The following is a 13,035-nucleotide window of genomic DNA, read 5'->3' on the forward strand; positions in this document are numbered from 1 at the left end:
AGGGATCAGAGGTCGATCGGGTGCTTGCCGGCCACGCCCTCGAAATCCGGTGCGCGCTTCTCGCGGTGGGCGGCGAGTCCCTCGACGACCTCGGGCCCGCCGAACCCGAAGAACTCGAGCCCGAGGGAGGCCTCGAAGATCGGCTGCGCGGTGCGGTACCAGTGGTTGAGGGACCGCTTGGTCCAGCTGAGGGCGCTGGCGGGCCCGGCGGCCAGGACCTTCGCCACGCGCAGTGCCTCCGTGTGCACCTCGCCGTCGTCCACGCACTTCGACACCAGCCCGATCCGCTCGGCCTCCTCGCCGGTGAGCGTCTCGCAGGTCAGCAGGTAGTACTTGGCCTTGGCCATGCCGCACAGCAACGGCCAGCAGATGGCCGCATGGTCACCGGCAGCGACCCCGAGCCGGGTGTGCCCGTCGACGATCTTCGCCGTACGGGCCGCGATCGAGATGTCCGCGAGCATGCCGATGACCAGCCCCGCGCCGACCGCCGGGCCGTGGATCGCGGAGACCACCGGCTTGGAGCAGTTGATCACCCCGTAGACCATGTCCCGGGCCTCGCGCATCACCCGGGCGCGCACCGCGTACTCCTCGGTCAGGGCGTCGATGGAGTCGAAGGTCCCGCCCGCCGAGAAGGCCCGGCCGGCCCCCTGGACCAGCACGGCGCGGGTGTCCGCGTCCCGGTCGACGACCGGCCAGAGGTCGGCGAGCTCGCCGTGCATCCGCGGATCCACGGCGTTGAGGTTCGGGGCGTCCAGCACGACGCGCAGCACGCCGGGCGCGGGCCGCTCGAAGGTCAGGCTCGTGAACTCGGCGTAGAGATCGGTCACGTCGCGCTCCTGGTGTAATCAGTGCGGATACTATAATTATCTAACTGTATAGTGGTCGGGTCGACAAGCGGGAGACGAGGCATGGACTTCTCCTTCACCGAGGAACAGGACGAACTGCGCAAGGTCGTACGGTCGTTCCTCGCCAAGCACTGCGGCGATGCGCAGGTGCGCCGCCCGGCGACCGACCCGCTGAGCCACGACCCGGTCGTCTGGCGTCGGATGGCCGGCGAGCTCGGTCTGCAGGGACTCGCCGTACCCGAGGAGTACGGCGGCTCCGGATTCGGCTACGTCGACCTCGGCATCGTCTTCGAGGAGACGGGCCGCGCCCTGCTGTGCTCGCCGTACTTCGCCACCGTGGCGCTGGCCGCCGAGGCCCTGCTGCGCTGCGCGGACGAAGCGGCGCGACGTGAGCTGCTGCCCGGCATCGCGTCCGGCGAGACGGTGGCCACCCTGGCGCTGACCGAGGACGGCGGCCGCTGGGACGAGCCGGGCATCCGGCTCACCGCCCGCGAGTCCGCCCGCGAGTCCGCGCGCGATTCGACCCGCGAGTCCGCCCGCGGCACGGCAGACGGCGGCTGGGAGCTGACCGGCGTCAAGACCTACGTCCTGGACGGGCACCTGGCCGACCTGCTGCTCGTCGCGGCCCGCACCCCCTGCGGCGTCAGCCTCTTCGCGGTCGCCGCCGACGCGCCGGGCCTGGTCCGCACGCCCCTGCCCACCCTCGACCAGACCCGCGGACAGGCCCGGCTGGAGTTCACGGACACCCCCGCGCGACTGCTGGGCGCCGAGGGCACGGCCTGGCCCGCCCTCGAACGCACCCTCGCCACCGCCTCCGTCCTGCTGGCCGCCGAACAGGTCGGGGGAGCCGCCGCCGCTCTGGACGCCGCGGTGGCCTACGCCAGGATCCGCGAGCAGTACGGCCGGCCCATCGGCTCCTTCCAGGGCGTCAAGCACAAGTGCGCCGACATGCTCATGGAGATCGAGTCCGCCCGCTCGGCCGCGTACGGCGGACTCTGGGCGCTGGACGCGGACGACGAGACGGAGACCGCGATCGCGGCGGCGATCGCACAGGCCTTCTGCTCGGAGGCGTTCACCAAGGTCGCGGGCGACAACATCCAGGTCCACGGCGGGATCGGCTTCACCTGGGAGCATCCCGCCCACCTGTACCTCAAGCGGGCCAAGAGCTCCGAGGCGCTGCTGGGCACGCCGTCGTACCACCGCGAGCTGCTCGCGGCCCGGCTCGGCATCTGACCACCGGCCCGCGACCACCGGCAAGGGAGCTGACATGGAACTGGACTTCGGGCCCGCCGTACGCGCCTTCCGCGACGAGCTGCGGGACTGGCTTGCGGACCACCTCGTGGGGGAGTTCGCCGAGCACCGGGGCGTGGGCGGCCCCACCGACGGCGAGGCCTGGGAGGTGCGGCTCGCCTGGGACCGTGAGCTCTCCGCAGGGAACTGGCTGGGCGTCGGCTGGCCCGAGGAGTACGGGGGCCGGGGCCTCGGACTGATCGAGGAGATCGTCTTCGAGTACGAGTACGCCCGGGCGAACGCGCCCTACCGCGCCACGGGCAACGCCCTGGACCTGCTCGGACCGATGCTCCTCACGACCGGTGCCGAGGCGCAGAAGAAGCGGTTCCTGCCACCGATCCTCGCCGTCGAGGAACTCTGGGGCCAGGGCTTCAGCGAACCCGGCGCGGGCTCCGACCTGGCCTCCGTCCGCACCCGGGCCGAACGCGACGGCGCGGAGTGGGTCGTCAACGGGCAGAAGGTGTGGACCTCGTTCGGCGTCCACGCCGACTGGCTCTACCTCCTCACCCGCACCGACCCGGACTCCGTGCGGCACAAGGGGCTCACCATGCTCCTCCTCCCGGCCGACCAGCCGGGTGTCGAGATCCGGCCCATCCGCAACCTCGCCGGTCAGGACGAGTTCGCCGAGGTGTTCCTCTCCGACGCCCGCACCGGCGCGGACCTGGTCGTCGGGGAGGTCGGCCAGGGCTGGCGCACGGCGATGACCACCCTCGGCATCGAGCGCGGCACCACCCTGCTGCCCCAGCAGCTCACCTTCGAACGGGAGGCGCAGGCACTGATCGACCTGGCCCGGGAACGGGGCGCCCTGGACGACCCCATGCTGCGCCGCCGGATCGTCGACGCCTGGATCTCCGTACGCATCATGCGCACCACCAACCTGCGGACCGTCGCCGAACTGACCGCGGGCCGCACCCCGGGCGCCCAGGCCACCACGGCCAAGCTGTACGCCTCGACGCGTCACCAGCAACTCGGCCATCTGGCCATGGAGTTGGCCGGTCCGGCGGGACAGATCGTCGGCGAGGACTACCGCCTGGACACCCGTCAGCGCTCCTTCCTGCTCTCCCTCGCGGAGACGATCTACGGCGGATCGAGCGAGATCCAGCGCAACATCATCGGGGAACAGGTCCTCGGCCTGCCGAAGGAACCCCGGCCATGACGACACCACCCGACGACAGCCCCGACCGCATCGACGGCTTTGACCGCGTGGACCGCCTTGACCCTCTGGATCGCCTGGATCGGATCGAGTCGCATCTCGCCGTCCAGCAACTGCCCGTCCGCTACGCGCTCGCCGTGGACGCCCGCGACCTCGACGCCTGGGTGGGCTGCTTCGCTCCCGACGTCGACATGGGGCGCCTGGGCAGCGGTCGGGAGACGCTGCGCGCGTACATCGACCCGCTCGTCCGCGGATTCCACCGGTCGGTCCACCAGATCTGCGGCCACCGGATCGAGTTCACCGGCCGTGACACCGCCACCGGCTCCGTGTACTGCCGAGCCGAGCACGAGGTGGGGGAGCGGTGGATCGTCATGGCGATCCGCTATCTCGACGACTACGCGCGCGTCGACGGCGAGTGGTACTTCACCCGGCGCCGCGAGCAGCACTGGTACGCGGCCGATGTGACCGAGCGCCCCCAGGCGGTGGCCTTCGAGGGCTGGGCGGGCGCAGGTCGGCCCGCGCTGCCCGACGCCTTTCCCACCTGGACGGACTTCTGGAAGGACGGGAAGGAGACGTGATGACACGGCTTTCGGGGAAGACGGCGCTGGTCACCGGCGGCGGTCAGGGGGTCGGCCGGGGCATCGCGCTCGCGCTGGCGGCGCAGGGCGCGGCGGTGGCGATCACCGGCCGCACCGAACGCACCCTGAAGGACACCGCCGCGGAGATCGCGGCGCGCGGCGGCCGGGCGCTCACGGTGGTCGGGGACGTCGGCGAACGGGACGACGTCGACCGCATGGTGGCCGAGACGGTACGGGAGTTCGGCGGCCTCGACGTGCTCGTCAACAACGCGCAGTCGTCGGTGCAGCGTCGGCTGGAGCAGACGTCGTACGCGGACGTCGAACTCGCCTACCGCAGCGGCCCGTTGGCGGTGTTCCACGCCATGCGGGCCGCCCTGCCCCATCTGAGGGCGAGCCGGGGCAGCGTGGTGAACCTCGGCTCCTCGGCCGCGGTGCAGGGCGAGGCGACCTTCGCGGCGTACGCGATGGCCAAGGAGGCGATCCGGGGGCTGACCCGGGTGGCCGCGCGGGAGTGGGGCGCGTACGGGATCAGGGTGAACGTCGTGTGTCCGGCGGCGCTGAGCCCTGCGGCGGAGGACTTCTTCGCCGCGCATCCGGAGAAAGCCGAAAGCGTGCTCCGTGCCATTCCGCTCGGACGGATGGGGGACCCGGAGACGGACATCGGCCGCGCGGTGGCCGCGCTCGTCTCCGACGACATGGCCTATCTGACCGGCGCGACGCTGATGCTGGAGGGCGGGCGGACCCTGATCGGCTGACCCGCGACAGCCCGGTCGCGGGGCGCCGCTGCCCGCGACAGCCCGGTCGCGGGGCGCCGCCGTCCGCGACAGTCCGGTCGCGGGGCGCTGCCGCCCGTGTCGAGGAGGTGTCCAGGAGGTGTGACAGGTCCTAGACGACCCCCCGCGCCCGCAGCTCCGCCAGCCGACTCTGCGTCACCCCCGCCAGCTCGCCCAGGACCTGGGCCGTGTGCTCGCCGAGCGCGGGTGGCGGTGCGTACCGCTCGACGGGGGTCGCCGAGAGCCGGACGGGGTTGGCCAGCAAGGGCAGTCCGCCGGCCTCGACCAGCATCTCGCGGTGCCGGATCTGGGGGTCGGCGAAGACCTCGGGCAGCTCGTTGAACGGCCCCGCGGGCACGTCGTGCCGGTCGAGCACGGCCAGCCACTCGTCGCGGGTCCGGGTGCGCAGGATGTCCTGGAGCACCGGCAGGATCTCCGTGCGGTGGGCGATGCGCGCGGAGGTCGTGGCGAACCGCGGATCCTGGAGCAGATCGGTGCGGTCGGCCGCCGCGCAGAACGCGGCGAACTGCTTGTCGTTGCCGGCGACGAGGAACAGCGGTCTGTCGCTGCACATGAACGACTGGGACGGGATCCCCCCGTACCCGCCGTTCCCGCGCCGCTCGGGCACCTCGCCGGAGACCAGGTAGTTCATCGCGAAGTGCGACAGCGAGGCCAGCCCGCAGTCCAGCAGGGAGAGGTCGATGAACTGGCCCTCCCCGGTGGCGTCCCGGTGCCGCAGGGCCGCCAGCACGGCCGTCGAGGCGTAGAGCCCGGTGAGGATGTCGACCATGCTGATCCCGACCTTCATCGGCTCGTCGGGGTGCCCGGAGACGCTCATCATCCCGGACATGGCCTGGAAGATCCCGTCGTAGCCGGGTCGCCCGGCGTAGGGGCCGGTCTGGCCGAAGCCGGTGACCGACAGATAGACCAGCCGGGGATCGATCGCGCGCAGGCTCTCGTGGTCGAGGCCGTACTTCGCCAGGGTGCCGACGCGGAAGTTCTCGACCACGACGTCCGAGCGTGCGGCGAGCGCACGGATCAGTTCCTGCCCCTCGGCGGTGGCGTGGTTCACGGTGACCGACCGCTTGTTGCGGTTGCAGGAGAGGTAGAAGGCGGCGGTGTCCGTTCCGGGCGCGAACGGGGGCCCGTAGGTCCGTGAGTCGTCGCCCGCTCCGGGCCGCTCGACCTTGATCACCTCGGCGCCCAGGTCGGCCAGCAGTTGGGTGGCCAGCGGCGCGGCGAGAATGCGGGACAGATCGAGGACGCGGATCCCCTCCAGGGCGGCAGACGGCATCGAGCACGCTCCCCTCTCGGTGAGCTCTCCCGGCGAGCCCTCTTAATCGGTTAGATAAATGATACATCGACGCTCGCGAATGGCGCTGAATCATGTAACTATATGGACCTGGGTAGCGAGGCAGAGACCGGAAGGTGCGCGGATGACCGTCGCGGCGAGGACCCTCACCGACCAGGAACAGCGCGAACGCCGCGAGTGGTTCCGGGCCCGCTGGGAGCGCGGGGTCGCCTTCAACCGCTTCTGCCGCCTGCGCGTGACGCGTTGGGACCCGGACGGAGTCGAGATCGCGCTCCCCTACACCGAGACCCTCTCCGCTCACGAGGGCGTCTTCCACGGCGGGGTGATCTCGGCGCTCATCGACACCGCGGGCGCGGGCGCCGTGATCTCCGGGCACGACTTCACCAAGGGGAGTCTGCTCAGCACCGTGTCGATGTCGGTGCAGTACCTCGCTCTCGCCCGGGGCCAGGAGGCCGTTGCCTACGCCCGTTGCCTGCGGCGGGGCCGCAGACTGCACTTCGCCGACGTCGACGTGATGGCCGACGGCCGGATCTGTGCCCGTGGGCAGGTCGTGGTGAGCATCTCCGGGGAACGGGCCGGTGTCGGCGACCCCATCGAACCGCTGACGGAGGAGTGACGTGATGCCCGACGAGCCCGCCAAGGACCCTCATGACGACCTGGTGCTGTACGAGGTCGACAAGGACGGCGTCGCCACGGTCACCCTCAACCGGCCCGAGCGCAAGAACGCCTGGAGCCTGCCCATGGAGCGCCGCTTCTTCGCGCTGCTCGACGAGGCCGCGCAGGACCCGGCCGTCCGGGTCGTGATCGTCACGGGCGCCGGCCGGGCCTTCTGCCCGGGGATGGACGTCCAGCGCCTGGAGCAGAACGCGCAGCCCGGCCAGTCCCTGAACCTCCGGGCCCGCGTGCCGATGTACAGCAAGCGGAACATGCCGAAGCCGCTGATCGCCGCCGTCAACGGCGCGTGCGCGGGCATCGGCCTGGTCCAGGCCCTCGTCTGCGACGTCCGGTTCGCCGCCCGCGGGGCCCGCTTCACCACCGCGTTCACCCGCCGCGGCCTGGCCGGCGAGTACAACCTGCCGTATGTGCTGCCACGCGTGGTCGGCCTGGAGAACGCACTCGACCTGCTGCTGTCCGGCCGCGTCTTCGACGCCGACGAGGCGAAGGCCCTCGGTCTCGTCAGCCGTGTCGTGGAACCGGAGGACCTGCTGGACTCCGCCCGCGCCTACGCCCGTGACATCGCCCGCAACTGCTCACCGCGCGCCATGGCCGTCGTACGCCACCAGGTGTACGGCGACCTCGACCGCCCCTTCACCGACGCCCTGGCCCGCTCCTACTCCGCCATGGAGTTCTTCGCGGGCTCCCCGGACTTCCGCGAGGGCGTGGCGAGCTTCGTCGAGAAGCGCGAGCCCGAGTTCGAGGGCCTGCCGCCGGACTTCGATCCCGAAGCGGCCACCCGCGACGCGTTCCTGCCGTACTGACCGAGGAGTTGACGAGATGACAGCGCAACCGTTCCCCGTCGAGGCGGGGCACATCATGATGTTCGCCCGCGCCATCGGCGACGAGAACCCCTCGTACGCGGAGTTCGCCCCGCCGACCTTCACCATCGCGAGCGCCCAGTACGACCCGGACTACCGGATGCGCCCAGGAGCCGGACAGGAGTGGTTCGGCTCGGGTCGTGAGCCGGGGGTGATGCCGGAGTGGGGCGGGGGCCTGCACGCCGAGCAGCACTACGAGTACCACCGTCCGGTGCGCGTGGGCGAGACGCTGTACGCCCACGTCGTACCGGGCGGAAGCTGGGAGAAGCGGGGCCGCAGCGGACGACTGCTGTTCAGCGAGCGGATCACCGAGTACCGGGACGCGGCCGGCGAACCGGTCGTCACGGCCCGTCAGGTGGCCGTCGTGCCCGAGGGGCCGGTCACCAGGAAGGACGAGGGCCGATGACCCTGCGCATCGACGACGTCAAGGTCGGGGAGAGCCGCGAGCGCGTGCTCGTCGAGGACCTGAAGCGCACCCGGATCGTCCAGTACGCGGGCGCCGGCGGCGACTACAACCCCGTGCACACCGACGAGGTGTTCGCCACCGAGGTCGCCGGATATCCGGGCGTCTTCGCCCACGGGATGATGACGATGGGCATGGCCGCACGCGTGCTCACCGACTGGGTCGGCATCGAGGCCCTGCTCAGCTACGGGGTGCGTTTCAAGGCCCAGGTCTGGCCCGGCGACACCCTCACCGCCACGGTGACCGTCGAGTCCGTGGAGTACGCCGAGTACGCCCAGTCCGCCGAGGAGGCGTCGACCGGGCCGGTCGCCCGCTTCTCCCTCACCGCGGTCAACCAGAACGGCGTCGAGGTGGTCAGCGGCACCGCGGCGGCCCGCCTGGAGCAGTGACGAGGTGGCCACCTGGACCGCCATGGTGAGCCGGGCCTACGACCACGCCCGACCCGCCGCCCGGTTCGGCGACCTGACCTGGACCGGTCGCGAACTCCTCGACCGGGCCGGCGGCGCGGCCGACTGGCTGGACACGCTCGGGCTGGAGCCCGGCACACCGGTCCCGGCGCTGGTCGCCACCTCCGCCGAAGCCCTGGCGCTCGTCATCGGCGGCGCCGGGTCCGGCCATCCGCTCGCCCCGCTGGGCGTCCGCACGACCGCGTACGAGATCGCCGCCGTCGTCCAGGAGACGCGGGGGCAAGTCCTGCTCGTGCAGCCCGAGTTCGCCGAGCTCGGCAGACAGGTCGCCGAACTCTCCGGCCGAAGGGTCGCGGTCGTCCCCGAACTACGGTCTACGGAACGGGAGTTGACCGCCGCCCCCGACGAACTCGCCGCCGTCCTGCACACCTCCGGTACGACCGGACGGCCCAAGCCCGTCCCCATGACCCAACGACGCCTGGCCGCCCGCGCCCGCGTCAACGGCGAGCTGTGCGCGCTCGACCCCGACAGCTTCTACGGCGGCAGCGCCCCCTTCCACCACATCGCGGGCCTCGGCAACATCGCCGTCGCGCTCGCCGCGGGCGCGCTGATCACCGGCCTGCCCCGGTTCACCGTCGAGGGCTGGGCCCTGCTGCGGCGCCTCGGGGCCACGCACACCAGCATGGTCCCGGCGATGCTGGAGACTCTCCTGTCCGCCGGCGAGGCCCGCCACGAAACGCTGCGGGTCCTCCAGTACGGCGGCGCGCCCGTCCGCCCCGGCACTCTGCGTCGGACGTACGAGGCGATGCCCGGCGTCCGCATGCTCAACATGTTCGGCCAGACCGAGGGCTCGCCGATCAGCGTGCTCACCCCCGAGGACCACCGGGAGGCGATCGCCGGACGCACCGAACTGCTGCGCTCGGTGGGGCGGCCCGCTCCCGGGGTCGAGGTCAGGGTCGACGATCCCGGGCCCGACGGCATCGGCGAGATCCACGCCCGCGCCGACCATTTCTTCCGGATCGACGCCGAGGGCTGGCTGCACAGCGGCGACCTGGGCCGGATCGCGGACGACGGCTACCTCTACCTCCTCGGCCGGCGCACCGACATGATCATCCGCGGTGGCGAGAACGTCCATCCGCTGGAGGTGGAGACGGTCCTCGCCGCGCATCCCGCCGTGGCGGACGCGGCGGTGACGGGCGTGCCCGACGAGCGGCTCGGCCAGACCGTCGTCGCCTTCGTCGTACCGGCCGATCCCGACGCCCCGCCGCAGCCGACGGCGCTCAGAAGTCATACCCGCGCCCGGCTGTCCGGGTTCAAGGTCCCCGTCCGCTGGTGGTTCGTGGACGACCTGCCGCGCAACGCCAACGGCAAGCTCGTCCGCAGCCGGCTGCGGGAGCCGCACGAAGGAGGAACACGTGCCTGACACGGTCGACCCGCTCCGCCTCGACACCCTGCTGAGCCGGATCCGCCGGGAGGTCGAGCAGGGCCCCTTGCCGTCCGCACAGGTCGCCGTCGCTCATGAAGGGCGGTTGGCGGCCTTCGAGACCTACGGCGACGCCGACCCCGGCACCCGGTACGTTCTCCAGTCCGTCGGACGGTCGATCGTCGCGGGCGCGGTGTGGAAGCTGATCGGCGACGGGCTCCTGGACGTGGGGGAGCAAGTCGCCGCGATCATCCCGGAGTTCGCGCCGAACGGGAAGGACGTGGTGACGGTCGAGCAGGTGCTCACGCACACCGCCGGCTTCCCCTTCGCGCCCCTCGGGTACCCCAAGATGCTCGACCGTGAGCAGCGGCTCGCCGCCTTCGGGCGCTGGCGGCTCGACTGCCCGCCGGGCAGCCGCTTCCAGTTCCACCTCACCTCGGCGGCCTGGCTGATCGCCGAGATCGTCGAGCGGCGCACGGGTCTGGCCTTCGCCGACTATCTGCACGAGCGGATCGTCCGGCCCCTCGGCCTGTCGTCGATCGAGCTGGGCGTCCCGGAGGACCGGCAGTCGGCGACCGTCGCCCCGATGGTCGCGACGGACCGCACCGACGACGACCAGGAGCCGGACCCGTGGGGCCCCTGGTATCTGGCCGACCCGCGCGTCCTAGCGGCCGGCGAGCCCAGCCACGCGCTCGTCGGCACGGCCGCCGACGTCGCGCTCTACTTCCAGGCGCTGGAGCACTCGGGCCTGTGGAAGGCGGAGGCGGTGGCGGAGGGGCGGCGGATCCGGCTGACCGACCACCCGTACGGCGAGCAGATCTACGGCGGCGGCGGCAGCCGGCGCACCAGCATGGGGCTGTTCGTGACCGTGGCAGGCCCCGACGCGGGCAGCCAACTGCCGTCGACCGGGTCGCCCGCGCTGTTCGGCAGCGCCGGAGCGGCGTACCAACTCGGCTTCATGGACCCGGAGTCGGGCCTGTCCTTCGCCTGTCTGAGCAACGGCTACCCGCTGGCCGGCTACGACCACTCCCCGCACGGCGCCGCGTTTCTCGCCGACATGGCGAACCTGGCGGCGGGCCTGGTCCGCTAGAGCCGGACCGGGCCCGCCGCCAGGCGAGGTTCCACGACGCTCAGCGGCTGATCAGCTGCTGGGCGTTGTGGTACATGATGTCGTCCTGCACGGACTCGTCCAGCTCCGAGATGAGCTTGCGGAAGTCCGCCGGGTTGGCCAGGCCCTCCGCGTGCGGGAAGTCGGAGCCCATCACGATGGACTCGTGGTGGCCGAGGCGCTTCACCAGGCTCACCGTGTCGTCCTCCGGGTAGGGCACCACGCGGACGTGCTTGCGGAAGACCTGGCTGGGCCGCTCCTCCAACTGCCCGCCGATCCAAGGGCCGTTGCGGCCCATGCCCCGGCTCTTGTCCATGTGGCGCACGAAGTGCGGCACCCACTCGGCGCCGAACTCGGACACCAGGACGTTGATGTCGGGGAAGCGGCCGAAGAGGTTGTCGAAGATGAGCGCGGAGAGCGTCTCCTCGATGGGCCGCTGGCCGTAGGTGTTCTGCCACTGCCACGCCGACATCCGGAAGTGGATGGGGTGGGGGTCGAAGCCCCATGAGGGCGCCACCTGCGAGTTGTAGTAGAACTCGCTGATGTGGTAACAGACGCTGGCCTTGGCCTCGTTGACCAGTTTCCAGAACGGGTCGAAGTACGGGTCGCCCGGCGAGCGGCCGTACACCGGCCCGGTGGGCAGCAGGATGAAGCGGGCGCCCTGCTCCAGGACGTACTCCAACTCCTTGACGGCGCTGGGCAGATCGCGCAGCGAGAGCAGCGCGGGGGCGTAGATGCGGCTCTGGTGGTCGAAGCCCCACACCTCGTTCATGTACCGGTTGAACGAGTGGTAGTTGGCGTAGAGCGGCTCGACGCCCTTCACATACTCCTCGGCGACCAGTGCCCAGCCGCCCGGGTACATGATCGTCTGGTCCAGTCCCTGCTCGTCCATGACCCGCAGCCGGGCGTCGCGGTTCTGGTACGCCTCGTGCATCGGTTCGAACTGGTACGTCTCCTCGGGGTTGCCCGAGGCCATCGCCTTGAGCATCTCCTTCAGCGAACCCGGGCGGTACACCTGGCCGAACTCCGGCTCCAGGCAGACGACGATCCGGTCCCCGGCGAGGATCACCTCCCGCCCGTCCGGCAGCGTCACCGGCGCGACAGCCGCACCGAGGAACTCCTTGGGAAGGTAGCGGGTGAAGGAGTCCCGCTCCTCGTACATGTGCTGGTCGCAGTCGAAGATGCGCTTGCGCTGTTCGGCCATGGCCGTCGCCTCCGGACCCCAGAGCTAATCGGTACGCCTCCTATAATTATCTAACTGTTTCGCTGAGGCAAGGGGGTGACGGCAGGCGGTGTCGGGGTCGGCTCAGTCGAGGAGTTCGAGCACCGTCTTGGGGCCCGCCGCGTTCACGACGTCGTCGGCGCTGGAGATGTGCCGCTGCCACAGCTTCTCCGCCTCGTCCGCCTTGCCGGACTCGATCAGCCCGACGAGTCGCACATGTGCCCGGTGCCCCTTCAGGGCCTGCGCCTTCTGGGTCTCGGCGTCCGTGGCGGCCGCGGTGTACGAGGCGTTGGCGCGGTCGATGATGGTGCGCACCATGCTGCACAGCAGGATCAGGGTCTGGTTGCCGGTGAGCTCGACCAGCAGCGCGTGGAAGGCGTCCTGGGCCTCGACCAGTGCGAGCGGGTCGTCCAGGACGGTCTTCTCGGCGGCCACCGCGTCACGCAGCCGCTTGATGTCGTCCGGCGTGTTCTTCGCCGCGAGCTGGCGGGCGCAGGGCGGCTCGATCATGGCGGCCGCGCGGTACAGGTCGCCCAGGGTGGCGCCGCGGTACTCGAGGATCAGGCCGGCGAAGCGGGCGGCGACCTCCGCGTCGGGCGCGCTCACCCGGGCGCCGCCGTGGGCGCCGCGGCGGACCGTGATCAGGGACTCCGACTCCAGCACCCGGAACGCCTCGCGCAGGGTCGGCCGGGAGATCCCGAACTGCTCCATCAGGCCCGACTCCGGCGGCAGCGCGTCGCCGGGCTGCAGTTCGCCCCGGACGATCTGGCGGCGCAGATGTGCGGCGACCAGCTCGGCGGTCTTCGGCACCCGCACCTGACGCCCGACGCGACTGCGGGCGGGGACGGGCACGGTCGCCGTTTCGCTTGCGCGGGCTGCCTCGGCCACGGTGGGCTCCTCAAATAGCAAAATGAATCGTCTTAGTG

14 protein-coding genes are annotated in these 13,035 nt (G+C 71.4%); 10 read left to right on the top strand and 4 right to left on the bottom strand.

The genetic code is table 11. The features are described 5' to 3' along the window. Positions 1-5 precede the first annotated feature (5 nt). Positions 6-827: an enoyl-CoA hydratase/isomerase family protein gene (locus ABZ725_RS13455; RefSeq protein ID WP_358802824.1), complete on the bottom strand. Its 822-nt coding sequence runs from the start codon at positions 825-827 to the stop codon at positions 6-8. Positions 828-908: 81 nt separating this feature from the next. Here ABZ725_RS13455 and ABZ725_RS13460 point away from each other — a divergent pair, with 81 nt between their 5' ends. The 4 genes from ABZ725_RS13460 to ABZ725_RS13475 are packed head-to-tail and all read left to right on the top strand — an operon-like array spanning position 909 to position 4,621. Continuing rightward, positions 909-2,078 carry an acyl-CoA dehydrogenase family protein gene (locus ABZ725_RS13460; protein ID WP_358802825.1) on the top strand — a complete coding sequence of 390 codons (1,170 nt, stop codon included), beginning with the start codon at positions 909-911 and terminating at the stop codon, positions 2,076-2,078. Between the two features lie 34 nt (positions 2,079-2,112). Continuing rightward, positions 2,113-3,291, top strand: coding sequence for an acyl-CoA dehydrogenase family protein (locus tag ABZ725_RS13465; protein WP_358802826.1), 1,179 nt, complete (start codon positions 2,113-2,115; stop codon positions 3,289-3,291). Further along, on the top strand, positions 3,288-3,866 hold the full coding sequence (locus ABZ725_RS13470; RefSeq protein ID WP_358802827.1) for a nuclear transport factor 2 family protein: 579 nt from the start codon (positions 3,288-3,290) through the stop codon (positions 3,864-3,866). The genes ABZ725_RS13465 and ABZ725_RS13470 overlap by 4 nt, the downstream gene beginning before the upstream one ends. After that, complete coding sequence (locus tag ABZ725_RS13475; RefSeq protein ID WP_351912222.1) at positions 3,866-4,621, top strand: SDR family oxidoreductase; 756 nt, start codon at positions 3,866-3,868, stop codon at positions 4,619-4,621. Before ABZ725_RS13470 ends, ABZ725_RS13475 begins: the two co-directional genes overlap by 1 nt. 130 nt (positions 4,622-4,751) lie before the next feature. Here ABZ725_RS13475 and ABZ725_RS13480 read toward each other — a convergent pair whose 3' ends face one another. Beyond that, entirely contained in the window at positions 4,752-5,933 is a 1,182-nt protein-coding gene (locus tag ABZ725_RS13480) for a CaiB/BaiF CoA-transferase family protein (RefSeq protein WP_358802828.1), read from the bottom strand. Positions 5,934-6,075: 142 nt separating this feature from the next. On the opposite strand from ABZ725_RS13480, the gene ABZ725_RS13485 reads away from it, so the two are divergent. The 6 genes from ABZ725_RS13485 to ABZ725_RS13510 are packed head-to-tail and all read left to right on the top strand — an operon-like array spanning position 6,076 to position 10,869. After that, positions 6,076-6,567, top strand: a complete 492-nt coding sequence (locus ABZ725_RS13485) for a PaaI family thioesterase (protein WP_351912218.1) — start codon at positions 6,076-6,078, stop codon at positions 6,565-6,567. A 4-nt stretch (positions 6,568-6,571) separates the two neighbouring features. After that, the gene (locus ABZ725_RS13490; RefSeq protein ID WP_358802829.1) at positions 6,572-7,429 is read left to right on the top strand and encodes an enoyl-CoA hydratase-related protein; all 858 of its coding nucleotides are present in this window, start codon (positions 6,572-6,574) and stop codon (positions 7,427-7,429) included. Between the two features lie 16 nt (positions 7,430-7,445). Then, complete coding sequence (locus tag ABZ725_RS13495) at positions 7,446-7,892, top strand: MaoC family dehydratase N-terminal domain-containing protein (RefSeq protein WP_358802830.1); 447 nt, start codon at positions 7,446-7,448, stop codon at positions 7,890-7,892. Beyond that, positions 7,889-8,338: a MaoC/PaaZ C-terminal domain-containing protein gene (locus ABZ725_RS13500; RefSeq protein ID WP_358802831.1), complete on the top strand. Its 450-nt coding sequence runs from the start codon at positions 7,889-7,891 to the stop codon at positions 8,336-8,338. The genes ABZ725_RS13495 and ABZ725_RS13500 overlap by 4 nt, the downstream gene beginning before the upstream one ends. A 4-nt stretch (positions 8,339-8,342) precedes the next feature. Beyond that, complete coding sequence (locus tag ABZ725_RS13505; RefSeq protein WP_358802832.1) at positions 8,343-9,779, top strand: class I adenylate-forming enzyme family protein; 1,437 nt, start codon at positions 8,343-8,345, stop codon at positions 9,777-9,779. Next, complete coding sequence (locus ABZ725_RS13510; protein ID WP_358802833.1) at positions 9,772-10,869, top strand: serine hydrolase domain-containing protein; 1,098 nt, start codon at positions 9,772-9,774, stop codon at positions 10,867-10,869. The genes ABZ725_RS13505 and ABZ725_RS13510 overlap by 8 nt, the downstream gene beginning before the upstream one ends. Positions 10,870-10,909: 40 nt before the next feature. Here ABZ725_RS13510 and ABZ725_RS13515 read toward each other — a convergent pair whose 3' ends face one another. Together ABZ725_RS13515 and ABZ725_RS13520 are read right to left on the bottom strand one after the other, a co-directional pair. Then, a complete protein-coding gene (locus ABZ725_RS13515; RefSeq protein WP_358802834.1) occupies positions 10,910-12,091 on the bottom strand; it encodes an amidohydrolase family protein in 1,182 nt (393 codons plus the stop codon). A gap of 102 nt (positions 12,092-12,193) precedes the next feature. Further along, on the bottom strand, positions 12,194-12,997 hold the full coding sequence (locus ABZ725_RS13520) for an FCD domain-containing protein (RefSeq protein WP_358802835.1): 804 nt from the start codon (positions 12,995-12,997) through the stop codon (positions 12,194-12,196). Positions 12,998-13,035 lie beyond the last annotated feature (38 nt).

The sequence above is a fragment of the Streptomyces sp. NPDC006872 genome (genome assembly GCF_040635845.1).
Classification (GTDB): domain Bacteria; phylum Actinomycetota; class Actinomycetes; order Streptomycetales; family Streptomycetaceae; genus Streptomyces.